Origin of the sequence: Sulfitobacter sp. SK012 (assembly GCF_003352085.1) — a bacterium.
In the GTDB taxonomy this organism is placed as follows: domain Bacteria; phylum Pseudomonadota; class Alphaproteobacteria; order Rhodobacterales; family Rhodobacteraceae; genus Sulfitobacter.
The window spans coordinates 3,417,445-3,439,381 of the sequence record NZ_CP025804.1 but is presented as its reverse complement, the minus strand read 5'-3'; the positions used below and the strand labels follow the sequence as shown (position 1 = coordinate 3,439,381).

The following is a 21,937-nucleotide window of genomic DNA, read 5'->3' as shown; positions in this document are numbered from 1 at the left end:
TGGAGCACCGCTAACCGGTAGGAAGCACAAAACTGCAGCGCGCCTGCGTTCGCAAGTCTAGTGACTAAGCAACTGTGGCGGCCGACACCAAACCGCGCGAAGATCCGAGATCAGCTGCCGGGTGGGGGCGGGGGAAGTACCGTAAACAACTGCGCCAACTCTGCCACATCTTCGGCTTGCAACCAGCCATCCTGACCTGGTGTCCAGACATAGCTTTCACGGCTCAGCTTTGCTTCTGCTGCCATCCGGCCCATCGCAGCCTTTGAAAAAGGTCCAGTTGTTTTGCCATTTTCGGCCAGATGCCAAACCTTCTCGATGGCTGGCGGAGGCGGAGGCGTTTGATTGCCAACAGCGACCGGCCGTGCGCCCCATGGGCCAGCTTGAATGGCTTGCGCGCCGATTTGCATGCCAAGGCCTGCGCCCATGCCCGCCTGGATCGCGGCGGCACCTGCGCCGTCCCGGCCAAGCGACTCGGCAGCTTGGAACTGCATGTATTCGTTCAGATTTCCGATCACACCCATAGAGGATCGTTTGTCCATGACCTCTTCGACAGAGGGCGGCAGCGATATGTTTTCAATGTAAAGCTCTGGCATCGACAACCCGTATTCGGCCAGTTGTGCAGCGATTTCGGTACCGACCAATTTGCCCAATTCGCGGGTGTTGGCAGCCATATCCAGAACCGGGATCTGCGCGCGTGCGATGGTCCGCGAGAACTCCTGCACGATGATGTTGCGGATTTGGTAGCTGATCTCGTCCATGGTGAATTCGCCGTCTGTGCCAACAATCTCGGACAAGAAACGCGCGGGATCACTCACCTTGATGCTATAGGTGCCAAAGCTGCGCAGGCGGACCGGGCCAAATTCCGGATCGCGCACGATAATCGGGTTTTTGGTGCCCCACTTGAGGTCATTGAACCGGGTGGTGTTGACGAAATACACCTCAGATTTGAATGGGCTTTTGAAGCCGTGATCCCAGTGTTGCAGCGTCGTCATGATCGGCATGTTGTTGGTTTCAAGCATATAAAGACCGGGTGTAAACACATCCGCGATCTGGCCTTCATGCACAAACACCGCCGCTTGGCCTTCGCGGACCGTCAGTTTGGCACCATATTTGATTTCGTGCGCCTCACGCTCAAACCGCCAGACCATTGTATCGCGGGTGTCGTCGGTCCAGTGGATGACGTCGATGAATTCACCGGTGAGGAAATCGAAAATACCCATGGGTCAGTGTCCGTTCAGTTTGAGGATTGTGGAAATAGGTTACTTGGGCACCCTGTCAGGCGGCAAGAGATAATCGAGAGGGAAAAAGCCGTTGTCACGCTGGACCGCCCGTCAGTTCACGCGAGATTTCCAGTACCGTCGCGGCGGCCTCAGAAGCCGACATGCCCGGGCTTAGCCGTGGGTCGTAAAGCATCTGTAAAAGCATGGCGTCATGGTCTGTCAGGAGTGCAAATTCATCATCATCATTAAAGATCGAAGGCCGCGCAGCAGGGCTGTCATTGGCAAGGCCCAGACCCTGAGCCAGCTCTTCGTGAATGCACGACAGGCGCAAGAGCGATGGGTTCTCAGCGCGAATTACTGCAACAGCGGCTGTGTAGGTGTTGGCATCGGGCCCACCTGCAAAGGCCGCGACGACACAATAAGTATCGCGGGGCATATTGCGCAGCGCTTTTAGGCTGTTTTCTGTGATGCCGGGCACGAGAGCCGCGGCTTCTGCCAGTGCTTCGGCGCGATCGTCTTCACCTGCGATGATCACGGCAAAGTTGGGACGCCCTCCAGTGCTTATCGGGTGGCGTGTGATGCGTGACAGGCGCGCGGCATATGCAGAAACATCTGCACTTGCGCGCTTTCGCTCGGAAGGCGGGACTCCTGCGCCATATATTACCTGCATCCGGACTGGTGTCTCCCACCGACGCAGCGGGCTTTTGCCGCCTCGACCCGAAAAATTGCCATCGTATTCATTGTAAAATGCGATTTTCTCGAAGTTGCGAGCCAATGTCGTAGCCGTAAAGGGGGTGTCTTCACCTCCACCATCGCGGCGCAACAAACCCTGCGACAGTTGCGCGGATTGAACCTGATTGAGGTAGCTTCGCAATTGCGCGCTGGCCTCCGATGTGGGTTTTGCCACAACAGGAGCCGCTGTGTTGCCAAGGCCTGCAGGGCGCGCGACCGGGGTTAGGACAGGCTCGCCGGTCAGGCTGCCCAAAGTGCAGGCACCCAGAACTGCGGCGCACCCCAGCACTGAGACCCTTTTGGCCAACCGTTCCATTCGCGCCGCGCGCACCATAATCGCTTAGCCCTGTACCGAACCACCGGCAGCATCGCCGAGGCCGGTCTTTGTCGCTTTGGCTGCCGATAGCGTATCGCGCAGTTTGGCCTCCATCTCTTTCAAGTCCTTTTCTGCCGAAGCTCGTTTTGCTTTACCCGCATCTGCGATCTGCAAAGATTCCTCGATGGTGCCGATTAGGTCGGCGTTCGCCTGCTTGACGGCCTCGATGTCGAACACGCCGCGCTCCATTTCTTCGCGGATGATCTTGTTGCTGTCGCGCAAGTTTTTAGCGTTCGATGTCAGCAATTCATTGGTCAGATCATTTGCCTCACGTACCGCAACAGCGGCTTCTGCCGAGCGTTGGATCGTGACGGCTTGCGCCAACTGGGTTTCCCACAAGGGAACGGTGTTCACGAGGGTCGAGTTGATCTTGGTCACAAGTGATTTGTCATTTTCCTGCACCAACCGGATCGAGGGCAGCGATTGCATTGTGACCTGACGTGTCAATTTGAGGTCATGCACCCGACGTTCCAGATCATCGCGGGCAGCACGAATGTCGCGCAGCTCTTGTGCAACCATCACCTGATCATTCTCAGCGGCTTTTTTAACATCGGCCTCTTTGGCTGGGATGACGGTTGCGTCTAGATCCGCCATTTTGGCTTCGCCTGCAGCAATATAAAGAGCCAGCTCATCATAAAATTGCAGCGTCTTGTCATAAAGGATGTCGAGGGATTTTATGTCTTTTAGAAGTGTGTGTTCATGGCCCAACAGATTGTCGGTGATCCGGTCGATCTGGCCTTGCACCTGTTCAAACTTCGCGGTGAATTTGGCAAACGGTGCCGCGCGCCCGATAAGCTTTTCCCACCAGCTACGCTTGCGCCGTACATCCAGCTCAGAGATCGAAAAACCTCGGATCGTGGTCACAATGCTGCGCAGACTGTCGCCGGCAGGGCCGACGTCTTTGTTGCGCACGTCCTGCAACATCGCTTGGCTGATTTCCTGCAGCTCGGCTTGCGCGGCGGACCCGAATGAAACGATCGATTGTGTGTCGTCCATATCGATCTCGGCCATGCGGCGTTTGATCTCGGCGGAATGGGGCGCGTCGGCCTGTTCCAGCGTGATAATGGCGTCTGCCGCTTGGGGTTCGGCAAGAACAACTGCGGTGACTTCTTCGAGCATGGCGAGCGATTGGGTGGCTTTTTCGCGAACAATATCAGACATTTAAAATTTTCCTCATCAGGTGATCTAGGGGTGTGCAGGTCATTTAGACAGCACTCCTTCTCGGGATAGCCGCTCGCGCAGCACATCAATTTCAATATTCAGATCGCCACGGTCATCAAGCAGCGATTTGCGGGTACGGGCAGCAAAATTCTGGTCCAGATCCTCTAGCAGGGCGAGGTAATCGTCACGTGCTTGCGTGTCACGGGACCGGGAGAATATGTCGGCAAACTTGATCGTCGCATCCCGCGCACCTTGAAGATAGACGACCAGATATTTCCGCGCTGCTGTCAGATCGCGAGGGTCCTCTTCGACTGTGCGAATAAGGTCGCGCGCCGTGTTTTGGAACGCGGCCAGACGCTCGCTGGCACCCCGATCACCTGCGCGTTTCATCGCGTCGTTCATCGCTGTGAGGTGCTTTTCAGCCTCATCAACAACCCGTGCGACGCGGTCTTGTTGAAACGTATCAACACCCTCCATGCCTTTGGAGCGCAAAGGATCAATGCCAAAGGCCGCAACATGCAGACCCGCAGCGCTGATCCCATACAGCAGAGGGGCCATCACATCAAAGCTGTTAAGATGTGCAGCTGCTGCCAAGGCAGTGCCTAAACCGGTCAAGGCGCTGGCGGCCATCTTGCGTGGAAACGCCGGCCGACGTGCGACCTTGCGCGCGTCAAACGCAACCTCGGCCCGCAACCCCGCGCGCAATATCCATGCGGCTAATGTTAACACGCCAGCACCAGCCAGCCCAAGGACCAAGCTTTGTGCTCCGTCATTCAGAGACGTAAATACCAGCGGGATGGCAGGCAGAAACAGCAGGTTCGCGCGACCTCCGACAGGATCCACATCGATCCGCGCGGGCGCATGGCTTGTCTTTGGCCCGCCGCCCGCTGAGGGGCTGTGTTTGCCGCCAAACCGTTGCGCCATCAGAGGCCTCCTAGCCAGCCGGTGCAGACGCCAAAAAGCAGCACCAACAATGCCGCGTATGAAATCTTCTGGAATGGTGTCGGTGTCATCTGTGCCCCTTGTGTGCGACTAACATAGCCCCGCCTTGGTCTATTCGCTAGTGCCGCTGCGCGGTGCGCCGCTCTGCATTCAGCTTTCGGGTGTAGCCAGACTGGATCACCTCAACCGCAACAAGCACAAGGACGCTGAAATAGAAGGTCGTCTTGGACATTGGAATGACTTCATAGCCGAAGAACCGCAGAGCAAGAGTATCGTCATGCATCGCGTGAGACGCGGCTTGCCCGGCTTCGCCCAGCAGAACTATGCCGACGATCAACAAAATAAAGAGACCCAGGACCTCGTACATTCGGTTCGCCTCAAGAAATTCGGTGACCCGGTCGGCCAAGAGCATCATCGCCAGCCCCGACAGAATGATTGCCGTCGCAAGGATTGCAAAGACATCCGTGATCGCCAGCGCTGACAGCACGGAATCGAACGAGAAGATGAGGTTCATGAAAACGATCAGCAGGACCACTTGCACCGCTGATTTGCCTTTTTTACCTGACACATCGGTGCCCAAGTGCTCAATCGCCAGCATGTGGCTGATTTCCTTGACGGCGGTGTACATGATGAACACCCCACCGATAATAAACACCAGCGTGGCAAAGTTTACGCCGCCCGTAATGACGCCTTCCCAGTTGAGAATGAAAAACGGCTCGGCCATCGCATCAATCAGCCGGATCATCACAAACAACAGGACGATTCGCAGAGCCACGGCAATCAGGATGCCCCATTTGCGCACTGCTGCTTGGTGCGCGACAGGCGCACGTTGGCTCTCGATCGAGATATAAAGCAAGTTGTCGAAGCCCAATACCGCTTGCAAAAAGCACAGCATTACTAGGTTTCCCAGATTTTCGATTGTCAGCAGATCAGCCATGTCATTCCCCGTCAGGTCGTGTTTTTTCAACCCATAGCGGAGCATCGCTGCAAAGTGAATTGCGCGTCAGAGGGAAAAACTTGGTCTTTGTGTCAATTTCCTAGCGGCGCGGTTTGCCTTTGGCCGGCTTGCCCTTGCTCGGTTTTTCGGAGGCACCCTCTGGGCGAGGGCGTCCGGGCTGACCGGGGCCACCAAAATCGCCCTTATGCGGCACGCGGCGCTTAAAGGGACGTTTGACGGCGGTGGGTTTCTTCTGTGCGGTGCCGGTCGGATCGCCCAAGTCCATGCCCAACTGCTCGCGCAGCATCTTGCGGCGGACTTCTTCCACGGCACCGGCTTTCAAGTCGCCCAGTTGGAAGGGGCCGTAACTCACCCGGATAAGGCGGTTCACGCTCAGGCCAACAATATCCATAGCACGGCGGATTTCGCGGTTCTTGCCTTCACGTATGCCGATCGTCAGCCATGCGTTGGCACCTTTTTGCCGATCAAGCGTCACTTCCATTGGCTGAAAGGGCTCGCCATCTGCGATCATACCTTTGCGCAACGGCTCTAGTGCTTCGTCTGAAGGGCGGCCGTTCACGCGCACGCGGTAGCGCCGCAGCCAACCCGTAGAGGGCAGTTCAAGCTTGCGTTTGACGCCACCGTCATTGGTCAACAGCAGCAACCCTTCGGAATTAAGGTCAAGGCGTCCAACGCTCATTACCCTCGGCATATCTTCAGGCAGCGCGTCATAGATCGTCGTGCGGCCTTTTTCATCACTGTCGGTTGTGACCAGCCCGGTAGGCTTGTGATAAAGCCAAACGCGCGCGGGTTCAGCATCTGCGATTGGCTTGCCATCCACGCTCACGGTATCCGCACCCGTTACATTCAGCGCAGGCGAAGTGATCTTTTCGCCGTTCACGGAAACGCGGCCAGCTTCAATCATGCGCTCTGCTTCGCGGCGGCTGGCAACGCCAGCGCGGGACAAAACTTTGGCAATACGGTCGCCCTTGGGCGCCTCGGAGGGGGGCATATCAGTCATGGGCCGAGCCTTAGCGCGTTTGCCCCCCTTGCGAAAGGGACCGTTTTGCCTCCATCAAGGCCTATGACTTTCCGTTCTTACATGGAAGATGCCCTGAGCGAGGCGCGTGCGGCCGCAGCCCGGGGCGAAGTGCCAGTGGGTGCTGTGATCGTGTCACCTAGCGGCGATGTTGTTGCACGTGCTGGCAACCGGACCCGAGAGTTAAACGATCCCACGGCCCATGCAGAAATTCTGTGCCTGCGCGAAGCTTGCGGCAGCGCAGGCTCAGAGCGACTGCCCGGCCACGCGCTTTATGTCACGCTGGAGCCTTGTGCGATGTGTGCCGCTGCCCTTGCTGCAACCCGCATCGCGCGGCTGTATTACGGCGCGTCTGATCCAAAATCAGGCGGTGTGGCCCAAGGCGCACGAGTATTTTCGCATCCCCAATGCCACCACGTGCCAGAGGTGTTTGACGGGATTGCGGGCGAAGAGGCTGAAGTGATGCTGAAAGAGTTTTTTGCAGCAAAACGGTAGGGCCTTTTGGCGGACCAAGCAGAAATTCTTTTTGGAGCGCTATTTTGCTCCAGACCATGCCGCTTAGCACATAAACGAATGCCTTAAGGCCCGGGTCGTAGATTGGCCTTGTGAATAGACGTCAAAACACAATCGACCGCATCACTTGTGGCTCAATCACATCCACACCGGGCAACCCGTCAATCAACACCTGCGCCGATTGTTCTAGTGCCCCAAATGTCCGGTAGTGACAGGGAATGACGGTCCTGAAATCAAAATACCGTTTGGCCGCATAGGCCGCCTGCGCCATGTCCATGGTGTAAAAACCACCCGCAGATAGGATGCCGATGTCAGGTTTAAAGTAATCCCCGATCCAATCCATATCCGCCATGATCCCGGTGTCGCCTGAGACATAGATGCAGTGCCCTTCGCCGCGGATGACAAAGCCAGCTTCGCGGCCCATGTAGCTTTTGCGTTCATCAGACAGCGACGACGAATGCGTTGCCGGCACAAGCGACACTTCAACACCGCCCAATTTTGCGGTCCCTCCGAAATTGTAGGCGGTGACATCCACGCCATGGGTTTCGCCGAAATGCGTCATAAGCTCGTATGGGCCAACGGCACCGATCCCCTGTGCGTTTGCAATCGCGGCCAGATCACCAGTGTGATCGTCATGCCCGTGGGTGATCAAGAGTTTCGTCGCGCCAGCAGTAGCAGCCGCATGCTGATCCTTTGGCAGCATTGGATTGCCTTCAAGCCATGGATCGACCAACAGCACCTGATCTTCTATCTCGATGCGAAATGAGCCATGACCAAGCCAGATGATCTTCATGAAAGTGGTACCCTTTTTTTGATGTCGCTCATCGCCAGTTTAGCAATTTTTCCCGCCGCGCGAAGCCTGATGTGCAGAAAAGTTCACTTCACATTGCGTTGCGTGATGGACCTGCCCTTGCGAGGGCGCGCTGGGCCGGGTAAATGCCAAATAACCATATGTGCCGAAACCCAAGAGGACGCCCATGTCGATAGATGAAAGCACCGCCGCTCGCGTGGCGAAACTGGCCCGGATCAAGGTTGATCCTGCGGCTCTTCCAGCGCTTGCCAGCGAGTTTAATACTATTTTGGGCTTCATCGAGCAGTTGGCCGAAGTGGACATCGAAGGCGTCGAGCCGATGACCTCCGTTACGCCTCAGCGGCTTAAGCGGCGCACAGATGTTGTAACCGACGGCAGCCAGCAAGCTGCCATCCTGACCAATGCGCCAGACGCGCGCGAGGGGTTCTTTGCAGTGCCAAAGGTGGTGGAATGACTGATCTGAACAAATTGGGTCTGGCCGAGGCGCGCGATGCGTTGCGTGCGGGCGATGTGACCTCCCAAGAGTTGACGCAAGCATGCCTTGGGGCGATCGATGGGGCAGGGAAATTGAACGCATTTGTCCATCACACCCCTGAATTGGCCATGGATCAGGCCCGCGCCGCGGATGTGCGGATCAAGGCGGGCGACGCCCCAGCAATGTGCGGATTGCCCATCGGGATCAAGGATTTGTTCTGCACCAAAGGTGTGCCGTCCCAAGCGGGCAGCCGCATCTTGCAGGGCTTCTTGCCGCAATATGAAAGCACCGTCAGCCAGAATTTGTTCGATGCGGGTTCTGTCATGCTGGGCAAGCTCAACATGGATGAATTCGCCATGGGCTCGTCCAATGAAACTTCTGTTTACGGCAATGTGGTCAACCCTTGGCGTCGCGGTAATGATGATGCGGCTTTGACGCCTGGCGGCTCGTCCGGTGGTTCTGCGGCCGCCGTCGCGGGGGATTTGTGCCTTGCGGCGACAGGCACAGATACCGGTGGTTCAATCCGCCAACCTGCGGCCTTTACTGGGACGGTCGGCATCAAGCCGACATACGGGCGTTGTTCGCGCTGGGGCATTGTGGCGTTCGCGTCCTCGCTTGATCAAGCTGGCCCCATGACCAAATCCGTGCGTGACGCAGCAATTATGCTGGGCGCGATGGCGGGGCACGACCCCAAAGACAGCACGTCGGCCGATCTTGCCGTCCCTGATTTTGAGGCGGCGTTGACTGGCGATATTCGCGGCAAAAAGATTGGTATCCCAAAAGAATACCGCATGGACGGCATGCCCGATGAAATAGAAAAGCTATGGTCGGACGGAGCCGCCATGATGCGCGACGCCGGGGCCGAGATTGTCGATATCTCCTTGCCGCACACCAAATACGCGCTGCCTGCGTATTATGTGATCGCCCCTGCCGAAGCTTCGTCAAACCTCGCGCGCTATGATGGTGTGCGCTACGGCCACCGCGCCAAGCTTGATCAAGGCGACGGCATCACCGAGATGTACGAAAAGACCCGTGCCGAAGGTTTTGGCCCTGAAGTCCAGCGTCGCGTCATGATCGGAACGTACGTGCTATCGGCCGGGTTCTATGATGCTTATTACAACCGCGCGCGCCGGGTTCGGGCGCTGATCAAGAAAGACTTCGATGATGTTTTTGCAGCTGGCATCGACTGTATTCTAACACCAGCCACGCCCTCCGCGGCGTTTGGTTTGGGCGAAATGACCGATGCTGATCCCATCGCGATGTATCTTAACGATGTGTTTACCGTGACGGTGAACCTTGCGGGATTACCGGGAATTGCTGTGCCAACGGGGCAGGACGCCCAAGGGCTTCCACTGGGCCTGCAGTTGATTGGGCGGCCATGGGAAGAAGCCGACCTGCTTTCTTCCGCCTACGCACTAGAACGCGCGTCAGGCTTTGTGGCCAAGGCTGAAAAATGGTGGTAAAAAACCGAAAATAGAACAAAAACAGGCTTTCGTGATCGCTATGATACCCCGCTTTATTCTTGGCATGACTGCCATCGCAGCATTTTCCGCCTGTCAGCCTGTCGCCCCGGAAGACAGCCAATTTGGCGTGGGCTACAATCAGACCTTTGACGCACAGCGTACGGATCGCGACGCGGCATTGGCCAGCAGCACGCCTGTGCCATTGCCTTCCGAGGTAACGTCTGGCCCACTGCCAGCCGCGGGCTCTGCCGAAGCAACGGCCGCTGAAACCGCAGCACTCTTGGCTGCAACAAGCCCGCAGGACCAGCAGGCCCGCGCGGATGCGTTGGCGAACAATTCTGGTGAGGCACCCATCATCGCAAGCCCCAGCAACCCAGCCCCGGCTGTGGTCGACGCCGCGGGCATCAGTCGCGAAAATAACTTTGACGCGGTAACCGGCCAGCGGAGCATCGACGATGACGCCGCGCGCATCGCGTCCAGCCGCGAACAATATGAAGTCATTCAGCCCGAAGCGATCCCTTTGCGCGAAGATACTGGTCCAAACATCGTGGCCTACGCCCTGTCCACAAGCCACCCTGTTGGCACCGAAGTCTATAAGCGGTTCAGCTTGAATAAGGCCGGTAAATTTAAACGCAATTGCGGTAAATTTCAGCATCAGGATCAGGCGCAGATTGAATTCCTAAGCGCAGGTGGTCCTGAAAAAGACCCTCGAGGCATGGACCCAGACGGGGATGGCTATGCCTGCACGTGGGATCCAGCTGTTTATCGCAACAGCTAAGCCCGCGCTGTGCATCAGTATCCTTCACCTAACTGCGGCCCGCGTCGTGGCGGGATACTGCCTGAGCTGATCGTGATCCACTACACAGCCATGCAAAGTGCTCAGGCCGCAATTGAGCGGCTTTGCGATCCTGAGGCCGAGGTTTCAGCCCATTACGTGATCGCATCAAACGGAACAGTGACCCAACTTGTCGACGAAGATCAGCGCGCTTGGCATGCGGGCTCCGGCAGTTGGCAGGGGCAGGGTGATGTCAATTCTCGATCCATCGGGGTTGAACTTGATAACGCCGGCACCCATCCTTTTTCTGAGCCTCAAATGGCGGCACTTGAGGCGCTGTTGCGCGGTACCATGGCGCGCTGGTCTATTCCCGCGGGTGGTGTGATCGGTCATTCAGATATGGCCCCAGGCCGCAAATCAGATCCGGGTCAACGGTTTGACTGGGCGCGTCTTGCTCGCCAAGGTCTTGCCGGTCATGCGACAGGACCTGCGCTAGATGGGCCTGCGTCTGAGGAGGGGTTTCGCGCCGCCGCAACCAAGGCCGGCTATCCTGCTGACACCTCCCTAGATGTGCTTCTCCAAGCAACCCGTTTGCGGTTTGCTCCGTGGCGGACCGGACCGCTTTGCGCTGCCGACCTTGCTCTTCATCATGGTCTCTAGCCCTAAACCCCTTTCCTTTGGCCAAATTTCCCACAGGAGGCCCAAAACTGCGCCTACACCCCATTGACCTGCCCCCCCATTGCCCACTACCGCTAACGTCGCGCGGAAGGCTGGATGATCGCGGTGCTGGCAACAGTGTCGAGGAAAGTCCGGACTCCAAGAAGATACGGTGCCGGGTAACGCCCGGGCGGGGCAACCCGACGGAAAGCGCCACAGAAAATAGACCGCCGCTCAGACAGGTCGGGCAACCGAAACCATCACGGGCGGTAAGGGTGAAACGGTGGAGTAAGAGCCCACCGCGCCGCTGGTAACAGGGGCGGCATGGCAAGCCCTACCGGGAGCAATGCCAAATAGGGACCGCGCGTTCGCAAGGACGGGGCCACTTCTGCCCCAGCAGGTTCGGGTTGGCAGCTATAGCTTTGTTGGCAACAACAAGGTCAGAGGAATGGTCATCCATGGCTGTAGGCTTGCCTGCAGCCGGGACAGAACCCGGCTTACAGGCCTTCCGCGCATATTTACACAAGACCCAACGGTGCCTCTGCACCCAGGGATCTCAGCAAGGAGACAGCGATGCAGTTGGCAGGAAAAACAATAATTGTGACCGGTGGCAGTGACGGCATTGGTCGCCATATCTGCCTCAAACTGGCGGCGCAAAAGTGCAACGTGGCCATCATCGGCCGTGACAGCGCGCGGCTTGACGCTGTTGCGGCTGAAGCGCGGGCTGCGGGTGCCCCTGCCGCCCATGGCTTTGTCTGTGACCTTCGCGAAACCGACAATATTGCGAAAACTTTGGCCGATATTACAGAACAGTTTGGCGTTGTGGATGTCCTCATCAACAACGCGGGTATTTGGCACAAAACGGGGCCGCTTGATCTGATCGATTCGCAATTGATCGACGACACCGTGGCCACCAACCTGTCGGGGGCCATCCATTTGACCCGTGCGGTGCTGCCGGGGCTACGCGGACGGCCTGAAGCGGCGATTCTAAACGTGGTTTCGAAATCGGGCGTTTTGGCGCAAGCGGGCCAATCGGTGTACACAGCGACCAAATACGGCATGCGCGGCTTTACCGACGTGCTGAAGCTGGATGAGGCGGAGAGCGGTGTGCGTGTCGCAGGCCTTTATCAAAGCGGAACAAACACGGCCATGTTTGCAAAGGCGAATGAAGAAGTTCCGAACCATATTTTTACGGAACCTGATGATCTGGCGGACGTGGTGGTGTTCATGTTATCGCGTCCCGCAAAGCTTTGGATGCATGATGTTCGTATAGAGCTTTGAGAGCGTCCTTTTGCGGTTGACTTGGCACTGCATCCGGGTAAAAGCCGGAACTCAGGATTAACGCACAGCCCCATCCGGGTGGCAGTGCAGTAGGAGTAATACCATGGCGAAGCCAACCACGATCAAGATCCGTCTGAACTCGTCCGCGGGCACAGGCCATTTCTACGTCACCAAAAAGAACGCACGCACAATGACCGAGAAAATGGTCATGAAAAAGTACGACCCCGTTGCGCGCAAGCACGTTGAATACAAAGAAGGCAAGATCAAGTAATTGATCTGCTAACTTTGCTTGAAAGGCCGCGCATCTAGCGCGGCTTTTTGCGTTTTAAAGCGCACTTCAAAGCTTCTGTGCAGGCAGCCCGTCTGGGGTCGTGTGCTTTCGGGCACCGGTATTGCGATTGATACGCGGGCCCCTGCCACGATCAGCTAGGTGGTGGCAATCATTGGTGCGCAGGCGCTAAAGTCTGGTTCCGCCGCGTCACCATTGGCTGGATCGGCCGCGCAACAGACCCGCCCCCGCAGTCCGGTCTGATCTCAAGCAGGGCTTGGATCCTGCGCTCGAGAATGACTGGTTCACAGAAAAGGATAGCCAACGAAAAAGGCCGGACCCTTTCGGACCCGACCTTTCTTTAGCTTAATATGTCAGCGAAGGTTATTCGCGGTTGCCGAACAATTGCAGCAACATCATGAACATGTTGATGAAGTTCAGGTACAGGCTCAGTGCGCCCATGATGGCTGACTTGCCCAACCATTCGCTGTCGCCGTGCTGAGCGTGTGCGATGTAATCCGTCTTGATGCGCTGCGTGTCATAGGCTGTCAGACCCGCAAAGATCAGGACGCCAATCGCAGAGATCGCGAAGGTGAGCGCAGAGCTGGCCAAGAAGATGTTGATGATCGAGGCTGCAATCAGGCCAATCACACCCATGATGAGGAAACTTCCCCAGCCAGAGATGTCTTTCTTGGTCGTGTAGCCATAGAGCGACAGACCCGCGAAGGCGATTGAGGTAATCAGGAACACCTGAATGATCGACGCGCCCGTGAACACAAGGAAGATCGAGCTGATCGACAGTCCCATCAGGAAGGCGAAAGCGTAGAACATCAACTGAGCCGTGGCTGCGGACATCTTGTTGATTGCGGCGCTAAAGCCGAAAACCATCGCAAGCGGTGCGAACATCACGACCCATTTCAATGGGGACGCGTAAAGCGCGTGGCCGACGTTGGTCAGATATTGACCTTCACGCAGCTGTGCGACGCCGTTGGCGGCATCTGCTGTCACTGCCAGGCCTGAAATCGCCCATGCAGCGGCGAATGTAATAAGCATGCCTACGGACATCGTGCCGTAGACTTTATTCATGTGCGCGCGAAGACCTGCGTCAATCTCCGCGGTACGGGTTCCGGCAGCTGTCCGGATTGTATTCACGTCTGCCATTGATACCTCCAATTGGGAACGACGGGCGTGCGGGACACTCCCAACACGGTTCAGCTGTAATATCGTGACTGAACCCCCTGTTTTCAAGTCTTTTGATCAGGAATACCGACCTTTATTCGCGGCTCAGTGCCGCAGGTTAACTTGGGGATGCCCAAAATTGCCCCTATTGGGTTAGCGACAGGTCAAAAAACGGACATTTTGTCCGGTAGTGAGTCATTTTGACTTCACATCTAGTGATGGTTGTGTCTCTTTTGATGCGAAATGTTGATGCTTTTCGTCAAATTGACGAACTGATAACTGCTGACGCGATACCTTTTTCGACGAGTACAGATCATGCGTAATCTTGATATCACCACCTTGCGATCCTTTATTGCGGTAGCTGATTCCGGCGGGGTTACGCGGGCGGCGGGTTTTCTACACCTCACACAATCGGCTGTCTCGATGCAGTTAAAACGGCTCGAAGAAATGCTGGGACTGGACTTGCTTGATCGCTCTGGGCGGACGGTTGCGTTGACCGCCAGTGGGGAACAATTATTGGCTTACGCGCGCCGCATGGTGGCCCTGAATGATGAACTCGTCAGCCGTTTGACCGATCACGAATTTGAAGGCACCGTGTCTTTGGGCGTGCCCCATGACATCGTTTATCCGGCGATCCCGCAGGTCCTTAAACAGTTTAATGCGGCCTATCCAAGGGTGCGCGTTTTGCTCGAATCCTCACATACCCGCGTCCTAAAAGATCTTTTTGCCAAAGGCAGTTGCGACATTATCATGACGACAGAGACCACCTGCGATGCAGGGGCTGTCACGTTGGCCACGCGGCCGCTGATGTGGATCGGTGCGCCGGGTGGTGTTGCGTGGCGGCAGCGCCCGTTGCAGCTTGCCTTCGGGCGGCTGTGTACGTTTCGGCCAAACGTGGTGGCCGCCCTCGACGAAGCTGGCATCACTTGGCAAGTTTTGGTTGAGACAGAAAGTGACCGCACGATTGAAGCCACCGTCAGCGCGGACCTCGCGGTGCACAGTATGATCGAGGGCACAGAGCCCCCTCATTTGGAGCGGATCGATCACAAGGGCGCTTTGCCGATGCTCCCAGCACAGCATATCAATCTGTACCGGGCGCAAGGTGGCAAAGGGCCTGTTCTGGACGCCCTGAGCGATCTTTTGCTTGGGGCCTTTGCCGGAAAGGTTGACAGGTAAGCAGTCTCGCGGTTTAGTCATCTCCAAGTTGTTTATTGGAGTTTAAAGTCTATCTTTGGTTGGGCGTAGACGGACGTTGTCTTGGTGATATCAGATCACGAAAACGTGTTTATGTCCGGCAAAGTGCTTCAGCATCTAGGGGGCTCCTTATTTAATATAGTGCGCGAAATTTACTTAGCGTGCTGTCCAAAAAGGCGTTTCTCGCATTTGCATCAAAGATGCATGTCTTTGGGGCGCAATCGCTGGCCGGCTTCTTTCGGAGGAGGCTAGGGGGAATTTAATACGTTACTTACCCTTGGGTTGTAGCGCGGGATGCTACATCACCCAAGTAGCAAGTAATTTAAATTGTCGTGGAGCGCATTTTTTGTATGCTTGATCAAAATGGGATGGTTGAACAAGCAACATAATTTCGCGGATCTATGTCGAACAAGTAACCAGTTGGCGTGCTGTTTCCACGTCGATAGAGAAAGGAACTAAGGCCCATGGCTCATATCGTGGACGTACATGTTGGTAAACGCATTCGCCAGCGGCGTTGGCTGATTGGAATGACGCAGCAAAAACTGGCCGAAATGGTCGGGATCAAATTCCAGCAGATCCAGAAATACGAGACAGGTGCAAACCGCGTCAGCGCATCGCGGCTTTGGGATATTGCCGACGTCTTGGGCGTTCAGGTGGCATTCTTTTTCGAGGGCATCAAAGCGCAGCAAGACGTTGTTAGTTCCGACGGTAATGCAGTTCCCGATGATCTGATGGGGGACAAGGAAGCGATGGATCTTGTGCGCTCCTACTATGCCATTCCCGAAAATCAGCGCCGGCGACTGTTTGAGTTGGCCCGCGTGTTAAGCGACGTCGCCTAAAAGCGCGCAAGGGTCTGCCGATAAGGCGGACCCGGTCTTGCAATGGTAAGCGTTAGCTGGCACGCCGTTGCAATGACAGATAAAACCCGATTTGATCCCGAAATTGACCGTGTTGGCCAGATGTTGGCTGATGCGGCACGCTCCGTTATTTTGCCTTTTTTTCGCGACCCGAACCTTGGTGCGGATAACAAGTTGGCAGCAGGCTATGACCCAGTTACCGAAGCGGACCGGGCAGCCGAACGTGCCATGCGCGACATACTTCAAACAGAGCGCCCTGATGATGCAATCCTTGGTGAAGAATACGGCACCAAACCAGGCACTTCTGGCCTGACTTGGGTGCTTGACCCGATTGATGGCACCCGTGGTTTTGTATCTGGTGCACCTACTTGGGGTGTCCTGATCGCCCTAGGTGACGCGCAGGGGCCTTTTTACGGCATCGTCGATCAACCCTATATAGGGGAGCGTTTTATCGGCCATCCCGAAGGCGCGACCCTGACGGGCCCGCAGGGATCTGGGCCGATCAAAACACGCGCGCCTCGCGCTTTGGCAGAAGCGACGGTTTTCACGACATTCCCCGAGGTCGACACGCCGCAAGACGCTGTCGCTTTTAACGCCGTAGCAAGCAAGGCGCGTTTGACCCGTTACGGGATGGATTGCTATGCTTATGCTCTCATTGCTGCCGGTCAGATCGATCTGGTGATTGAAGCAAGGCTCGCCCCATATGACATTCAGGCCCCCATCGCGCTGATCCACGCAGCCGGAGGGATCGTTACAAATTGGGAAGGCGGCCCGGCCCATGATGGCGGTCGCGCCATTGCCGCCGCGAACCCCGAAATCCACGCCGAAGCGATTGCGCTGCTCCAAGGAGCGATGCAAAGCTAATGGCAATCTTACTCAAAAATGCCGATGCGGTCCTGACGATGGACGATACCCGCCGCGAACTTTCAGGTGTGGATATTTTGCTTGAAAACGGTGTGATCGCGGCAATCGGACCAAACCTGCCAGCCAACGATGCCGAAGTCATCGATGCACGTGGCACCCTCGTTACACCGGGCCTCGTGAACACACATCACCACCTTTACCAAAGCCTCACACGGGCGGTGCCAGCGGCGCAAGACGCGCTGCTGTTTGGATGGTTGCGCACGCTCTATCCGATCTGGTCGCGGTTCACGCCAGAGCATATGCACGTGTCTGCCCAAGTTGGCCTTGCGGAACTGGCCCTATCGGGCTGCACCCTCAGCTCTGATCACCTTTATCTCTATCCAAACGGAGCGCGGCTCGAAGATACGATTCACGCGGCCGCTGAACTTGGTTTGCGGTTTCATCCCACGCGCGGCGCGATGAGCATCGGCGAAAGTGCCGGCGGTTTGCCCCCCGATGCGTTGGTCGAAGACGAGTCCGCCATCCTCAACGATTGCATTCGGGTTATTGATGCATTCCATGATCCCGCCGAAGGATCGATGTGCCGAGTGGGTGTTGCCCCGTGCTCGCCTTTCTCGGTGAGCCGTGAACTGATGCGCGATGCTGCGCTATTGGCACGCGACAAGGGCGTGATGATGCACACGCATTTGGCCGAAAACGTCGAAGATATCGCCTATTCGCTTGAGAATTTTGGCAGCTTGCCGGGGCAATACGCGGAAAGCCTTGGCTGGGTTGGACCGGATGTATGGCACGCCCATTGCGTCAAGCTTGATTCGTCCGAGATCGCGCTTTTTGCTCAAACGGGTACCGGGGTTGCGCATTGTCCTTGTTCAAATTGCCGTCTTGGCAGCGGGATCGCACCGATCCGCGCCATGCGGGACACAGGCGTGCCAGTGGGCCTTGGGGTTGATGGGTCAGCAAGCAATGACGCCGGCAATCTAGTCGCCGAGGCGCGTATGGCGATGTTGCTGCAACGGGTTGCGCGCGGGGCTGACGCCATGAGTGCCCGCGAGGCGCTTGAGATCGCCACACGCGGTGGTGCAGATGTGCTGGGCCGCCCCGATTGTGGCAGGCTTGAGGTTGGCAAACGTGCTGATATCGCCGTGTGGGATATGACTGGCGTTGCTGCCGCAGGCAGTTGGGACAAGGCAGCTCTGTTGCTTGCAGGCCCAACGATAGTGCGCGATCTGTTTGTCGAAGGCCGCCAGATTGTGCGGGACGGGCAGATTACAACGCTGGACATGGGGGCCCTTGTTGCTCGGCAAAACAAATTGGCAGAGCACCTACAGGACACGCTTTGAAACAGATTTTCCTCATGTTTGCGGCGCTGGTCTTTAGCGCGCAATTGGCGCTTTCTGATGCGGCTGTGACCAAAGGTCTGAACAATCTTCGAGCTCAAAAGGGCCTGTCAAAACTAAGTGTTTCGAAGCCACTGCAACGCGCCGCAGAGGATCATGCGCGCGAGATGTACACTAAAGGTTATTTCGATCACCGCGGGGCCAATGGGTCGACTGTGGGCAGCCGGACCAAACATGCAGGGTATCGTTGGTGCATCGTGGCCGAAAATATCGCCAAAGGACAAAAATCCGCGGCAGAGGTTATGAGTGTCTGGACGAAATCGCCGGGCCATCTCAAGAATATGGCGCTGCGCCAAGCGCGTGACGTCGGGGTCGCGCATGTTGGCGATGTCTGGGTGATGTTGCTGGCCGCCAAACGCTGCTGAGTTAGCGTTGTAACTGTCCTGCGATCCATACATCTCGGATGGCACGATCATCGCCCATCATGATGGTCGGAAATACAGCTTCCCAGATTGTTTCGGCCTGCGCAGCACGCTGTGCGATGGCCGGGGTTGAGGCAAGATCAAGCACGGTAATATCCGCATAACCACCCGCGCGCAGATGGCCGATCTGATCTTGTAAATGCAGGGATCGAGCGGATCCGGCTGTTGCTAGCCACATCAATTGCGCAGGGTGCAACGCTGTGCCGCGCAGTTGCCCGATCTCATATGCCGCAGCCATTGTCCGCAACATCGAAAAGGACGACCCGCCGCCGGTGTCCGTGGCGAGGCCCACCGGAATATTGCGCGCGGCCAGTCCGGCCATATCAAAAAGCCCTGATCCGATGAATGTATTGGATGTGGGGCAATGCACCAAAGCGGCACCTGTTTCTGCGATACGGTCCACTTCACGCGGTGTCAGATGGATGGCATGACCAAAAACACCACGCTCTCCGAGCAACCCATGGGTTTCATAGGTGTCAAGGTAGTCACGCGCATCTGGATACAGGTCTCGAACCCAGGCGATTTCGTCCACCTGCTCGCTGAGGTGGGTCTGCATGAGGCACTCCGGATGTTCGGCCCATAACGCGCCCAAAGCGCTGAGTTGTTCAACCGATGAAGTGGGCGAAAATCGTGGTGTGATCGCGTATTGTGCACGGCCCTGACCCTGCCAGCGGGCGATCAACGCTTTGCTGTCGTCATAGGCCGATTGCGCCGTGTCGCGCAGCCCGTCTGGCGCGTTGCGGTCCATGCAGGTTTTGCCCGCAACCACACATTGTCCGCGCGCTGCGGCAGCATCAAACAGGGCGTCCACACTATGCGGATGGATGGTCGTAAAACTGCAAACGGTTGTAGTCCCACACGCAGTTGTAAGGTCCAAATACCGCGCTGCAATTTCGGCGGCATAGGCTGGATCACTCAGGCGCAATTCCTCAGGGAAAGTATAGGTGTTAAGCCAGTCGATCAGGCGTTTTCCCCAGCTCGCGATCATCGCGGTCTGCGGGTAGTGCACATGTGCATCTACAAAGCCGGGGCAGATCAAACCATCCGCGTAATCAACCACTTGGGATTGTGGGTGATCGCGGAGCAATGTCGCACCATCGCTCACGGCGGTAATGTGCCCGTCCGAGATCAAAACGCCACCGGCAGGATCAACCCGCACGGCATCAGACCACGCATGCGTCATCGGGTCGGCATCAAAAAGTAAGGTCTGGCCTAAGAGCAGTGTTTTATGAGTCATGCCGCATTCTAGTCTTGCTGGCGTATGGGCTGCAATCGAGAACGCGTCCCCGCGGCATTGTATCCGCAAAAGGGTGCGTTTATGATCGCGCAGGCAAGGGAGTGAGCGCAATGTCAGAGCAGATTTTGGAGCCCTCAGAGCCCCCTCACGATGACAGCACCGAAGACGAAGCGTTCGTGTTGGACCAACGCGATGTTGCCGCCATACTCTATGCGGTAGAAATCGACGATCAGGTCAAATTGACCGAGTTGATGGAGCCACTGCACGCAGCCGACATCGCTGACCTTCTTGAGCAAATCAGTGCTTTTGAACGTACCCGCTTGATCCGGCTTTACGACCACGAATTTGACGGTGAAATCCTGTCAGAACTCGACGAGTCGATCCGCGAAGAAGTCATCGCGATCCTGAGGCCCCATGTGTTGACGCAAGCCGTCCGCGAGATGGACAGTGACGATGTGGTGGATCTAGTCGAGGACCTGGAAGGTTCCCGCCAAGAAGAGATCCTAGATGCGCTCGAAGACAGCGACCGCGTGGCCATCGAACAGGCGCTGACCTACCCTGAATACTCTGCCGGGCGCCTGATGCAGCGCGAAGTCGTCATGGCCCCCGAACATTGGACCGTCGGTGACGCGATCGATTACCTGCGTCGCACTAAAGAAGAAGACCTGCCTGACCAATTCTATCACATTATTATGGTCGATCCACGCCTGCATCCGGTTGGCAACGTCACACTCGGCAAGGTGATGCGGTCCAAACGCACGACCTTGCTGCGCGACATTCTGGAAGAAACATTTCACGTGATCCCCGCCATGCGCGATGAGGGCGACGTGGCTTATGCGTTCAACCAGTACCACCTGATCTCGGCCCCTGTGGTCGATGACGAGGGGCGCTTGATTGGGATCATTACGATTGATGATGCGATGGCCGTACTGGATGATGAGCACGAAGAAGACATCTTGCGATTGGCCGGTGTCGGCGAAGGCTCTTTGTCTGACCGCGTGATTGAGACGACCAAACAGCGTCTGCCCTGGTTGGGTGTCAACCTCATCACAGCCATTGCCGCCTCCATGGTGATTTCACAGTTTGAGGTGGCGATTGCGCAGATTGTTGCGTTGGCCGTGTTGATGCCGATTGTTGCGTCCATGGGCGGGAATGCAGGCACGCAAAGTCTGACCGTTGCGGTGCGCGCGATCGCCACCAAGGATCTCACCGGCTCGAACGTCTGGCGCGTTATCCGGCGTGAATGCCTTGTTGGGTTGGTGAATGGGACAATATTTGCCGTTATCATGGGGATCGTCGGAATGATCTGGTTTGGTTCGCCGGAATTGGGCTACGTCATCGCGATCGCGATGGTGATCAACATGGTCGTGGCAGGGTTTGCAGGGACGGGCATACCGATTTTGCTGGAACGGATGGGGATCGACCCCGCGCTGGCTTCAGGTGCATTTGTGACAACTGTTACAGATGTGGTGGGCTTTTTTGCGTTCCTCGGCCTGGCAGCGGCCGTTTTGTTATGAGCTTGGCTGGCGCAAAAGATGCCGCACGCAAAGCAGCATTTGCCCACCGAAAACCGCTATTTGAAAATGCCAATGCTGCGCAGGCCGGATACCTCAGCGAGGTGCTTGCCGGGTATCGCGGCGTGCCCCTTTCGGGGTTTATGCCAATACGCACCGAAATCGATCCCGTCCCTGCCATGGCTGAGGCAAGCGCGCATGGTCCGGTTGGTGTTCCGGTGATCGTCGCCGCGGATACGCCGCTGCGGTTTGCACAATGGACCCCAGATGCTGCGATGGCTGCTGGTGCCTTTGGCGCGTTGATCCCACAGGATCCGGTGTTTTTTGAACCAGAGATCGTGATCGTGCCGCTGTTGTCCTTTGACCGCGCCGGGGGACGATTAGGCTATGGCGGTGGTTTTTATGACCGTACCCTTGAGATGCTGCGCGCAAAGCGGGCAACATTAGCCATCGGTTTTGCCTTCGCCGGCCAAGAGACAAATGACATCCCACTCGAGGGGACAGATCAACCGTTGGACCTGATCGTGACAGAACGTGGTGTGATTGAGGTCACGCGCAGCTAGGCCAAAGCTGGCTTGCGGCGAATGACCCCTTGCCGTGACGCGCGCGGCGTCCTAACCCGG

General features: G+C 56.8%; 23 protein-coding genes and 1 other RNA gene. 15 read left to right on the top strand and 9 right to left on the bottom strand.

Annotated elements, in window-relative coordinates; all coding sequences use genetic code 11:
- Positions 1-110: 110 nt before the first annotated feature.
- The 6 genes from C1J03_RS16790 to C1J03_RS16765 form a co-directional block, all read right to left on the bottom strand.
- On the bottom strand, positions 111-1,220 hold the full coding sequence (locus tag C1J03_RS16790) for an SPFH domain-containing protein (protein ID WP_114887633.1): 1,110 nt from the start codon (positions 1,218-1,220) through the stop codon (positions 111-113).
- 94 nt (positions 1,221-1,314) lie between these two features.
- Entirely contained in the window at positions 1,315-2,286 is a 972-nt protein-coding gene (locus C1J03_RS16785; protein ID WP_254694078.1) for a DUF2927 domain-containing protein, read from the bottom strand.
- A gap of 6 nt (positions 2,287-2,292) precedes the next feature.
- Positions 2,293-3,489 carry a toxic anion resistance protein gene (locus tag C1J03_RS16780; RefSeq protein WP_114887632.1) on the bottom strand — a complete coding sequence of 399 codons (1,197 nt, stop codon included), beginning with the start codon at positions 3,487-3,489 and terminating at the stop codon, positions 2,293-2,295.
- A gap of 39 nt (positions 3,490-3,528) precedes the next feature.
- Positions 3,529-4,413 (bottom strand): 5-bromo-4-chloroindolyl phosphate hydrolysis family protein, encoded by an 885-nt coding sequence (locus C1J03_RS16775; protein WP_114887631.1) that lies wholly within the window; start codon positions 4,411-4,413, stop codon positions 3,529-3,531.
- Between the two features lie 136 nt (positions 4,414-4,549).
- The gene (locus C1J03_RS16770; protein ID WP_114889056.1) at positions 4,550-5,368 is read right to left on the bottom strand and encodes a TerC family protein; all 819 of its coding nucleotides are present in this window, start codon (positions 5,366-5,368) and stop codon (positions 4,550-4,552) included.
- Between the two features lie 100 nt (positions 5,369-5,468).
- Positions 5,469-6,389: a pseudouridine synthase gene (locus tag C1J03_RS16765; protein ID WP_114887630.1), complete on the bottom strand. Its 921-nt coding sequence runs from the start codon at positions 6,387-6,389 to the stop codon at positions 5,469-5,471.
- A gap of 63 nt (positions 6,390-6,452) precedes the next feature.
- Between C1J03_RS16765 and C1J03_RS16760 the strand changes: the two genes are divergently transcribed.
- Complete coding sequence (locus C1J03_RS16760) at positions 6,453-6,902, top strand: nucleoside deaminase (RefSeq protein ID WP_114887629.1); 450 nt, start codon at positions 6,453-6,455, stop codon at positions 6,900-6,902.
- Positions 6,903-7,023: 121 nt separating this feature from the next.
- On the opposite strand, the gene C1J03_RS16755 is transcribed toward C1J03_RS16760, so the two are convergent.
- Positions 7,024-7,713 (bottom strand): metal-dependent hydrolase, encoded by a 690-nt coding sequence (locus tag C1J03_RS16755; RefSeq protein WP_114887628.1) that lies wholly within the window; start codon positions 7,711-7,713, stop codon positions 7,024-7,026.
- Between the two features lie 184 nt (positions 7,714-7,897).
- Here C1J03_RS16755 and gatC point away from each other — a divergent pair, with 184 nt between their 5' ends.
- The 7 genes from gatC (at position 7,898) to rpmG (ending at position 12,653) form a co-directional block, all read left to right on the top strand.
- Positions 7,898-8,185, top strand: a complete 288-nt coding sequence (gene gatC / locus C1J03_RS16750) for an Asp-tRNA(Asn)/Glu-tRNA(Gln) amidotransferase subunit GatC (RefSeq protein WP_114887627.1) — start codon at positions 7,898-7,900, stop codon at positions 8,183-8,185.
- Complete coding sequence (gene gatA / locus C1J03_RS16745) at positions 8,182-9,669, top strand: Asp-tRNA(Asn)/Glu-tRNA(Gln) amidotransferase subunit GatA (RefSeq protein WP_114887626.1); 1,488 nt, start codon at positions 8,182-8,184, stop codon at positions 9,667-9,669. The genes gatC and gatA overlap by 4 nt, the downstream gene beginning before the upstream one ends.
- Before the next feature lie 40 nt (positions 9,670-9,709).
- Positions 9,710-10,447 (top strand): hypothetical protein, encoded by a 738-nt coding sequence (locus C1J03_RS16740; RefSeq protein ID WP_114887625.1) that lies wholly within the window; start codon positions 9,710-9,712, stop codon positions 10,445-10,447.
- Positions 10,448-10,456: 9 nt separating this feature from the next.
- Positions 10,457-11,104 carry an N-acetylmuramoyl-L-alanine amidase gene (locus tag C1J03_RS16735; RefSeq protein ID WP_114887624.1) on the top strand — a complete coding sequence of 216 codons (648 nt, stop codon included), beginning with the start codon at positions 10,457-10,459 and terminating at the stop codon, positions 11,102-11,104.
- A gap of 102 nt (positions 11,105-11,206) precedes the next feature.
- Positions 11,207-11,617, top strand: an RNA gene (rnpB, locus tag C1J03_RS16730) — RNase P RNA component class A.
- 57 nt (positions 11,618-11,674) lie between these two features.
- Positions 11,675-12,382 carry an SDR family oxidoreductase gene (locus tag C1J03_RS16725; RefSeq protein ID WP_114887623.1) on the top strand — a complete coding sequence of 236 codons (708 nt, stop codon included), beginning with the start codon at positions 11,675-11,677 and terminating at the stop codon, positions 12,380-12,382.
- Between the two features lie 103 nt (positions 12,383-12,485).
- Positions 12,486-12,653, top strand: coding sequence for a 50S ribosomal protein L33 (gene rpmG, locus C1J03_RS16720; protein WP_025061397.1), 168 nt, complete (start codon positions 12,486-12,488; stop codon positions 12,651-12,653).
- A 381-nt stretch (positions 12,654-13,034) separates the two neighbouring features.
- Here rpmG and C1J03_RS16715 read toward each other — a convergent pair whose 3' ends face one another.
- On the bottom strand, positions 13,035-13,811 hold the full coding sequence (locus C1J03_RS16715) for a Bax inhibitor-1/YccA family protein (protein ID WP_114887622.1): 777 nt from the start codon (positions 13,809-13,811) through the stop codon (positions 13,035-13,037).
- A 333-nt stretch (positions 13,812-14,144) separates the two neighbouring features.
- On the opposite strand from C1J03_RS16715, the gene C1J03_RS16710 reads away from it, so the two are divergent.
- From C1J03_RS16710 to C1J03_RS16690, 5 genes are all read left to right on the top strand, one after another.
- Positions 14,145-15,005: a LysR family transcriptional regulator gene (locus tag C1J03_RS16710; RefSeq protein ID WP_114887621.1), complete on the top strand. Its 861-nt coding sequence runs from the start codon at positions 14,145-14,147 to the stop codon at positions 15,003-15,005.
- A 482-nt stretch (positions 15,006-15,487) separates the two neighbouring features.
- The gene (locus tag C1J03_RS16705) at positions 15,488-15,862 is read left to right on the top strand and encodes a helix-turn-helix domain-containing protein (protein WP_114887620.1); all 375 of its coding nucleotides are present in this window, start codon (positions 15,488-15,490) and stop codon (positions 15,860-15,862) included.
- A 72-nt stretch (positions 15,863-15,934) separates the two neighbouring features.
- Positions 15,935-16,744, top strand: coding sequence for a histidinol-phosphatase (hisN, locus tag C1J03_RS16700; protein WP_114889055.1), 810 nt, complete (start codon positions 15,935-15,937; stop codon positions 16,742-16,744).
- Entirely contained in the window at positions 16,744-18,084 is a 1,341-nt protein-coding gene (locus tag C1J03_RS16695; RefSeq protein WP_114887619.1) for an 8-oxoguanine deaminase, read from the top strand. Before hisN ends, C1J03_RS16695 begins: the two co-directional genes overlap by 1 nt.
- A complete protein-coding gene (locus C1J03_RS16690; protein ID WP_162798569.1) occupies positions 18,081-18,506 on the top strand; it encodes a CAP domain-containing protein in 426 nt (141 codons plus the stop codon). Before C1J03_RS16695 ends, C1J03_RS16690 begins: the two co-directional genes overlap by 4 nt.
- A gap of 1 nt (position 18,507) precedes the next feature.
- Here the strand turns inward: C1J03_RS16690 and guaD are convergent, their stop codons facing one another.
- Positions 18,508-19,800: a guanine deaminase gene (gene guaD / locus C1J03_RS16685; RefSeq protein WP_114887617.1), complete on the bottom strand. Its 1,293-nt coding sequence runs from the start codon at positions 19,798-19,800 to the stop codon at positions 18,508-18,510.
- A 110-nt stretch (positions 19,801-19,910) separates the two neighbouring features.
- On the opposite strand from guaD, the gene mgtE reads away from it, so the two are divergent.
- Entirely contained in the window at positions 19,911-21,317 is a 1,407-nt protein-coding gene (gene mgtE / locus C1J03_RS16680; protein ID WP_114887616.1) for a magnesium transporter, read from the top strand.
- Positions 21,314-21,877 (top strand): 5-formyltetrahydrofolate cyclo-ligase, encoded by a 564-nt coding sequence (locus C1J03_RS16675; RefSeq protein WP_114887615.1) that lies wholly within the window; start codon positions 21,314-21,316, stop codon positions 21,875-21,877. Before mgtE ends, C1J03_RS16675 begins: the two co-directional genes overlap by 4 nt.
- Positions 21,878-21,937 lie beyond the last annotated feature (60 nt).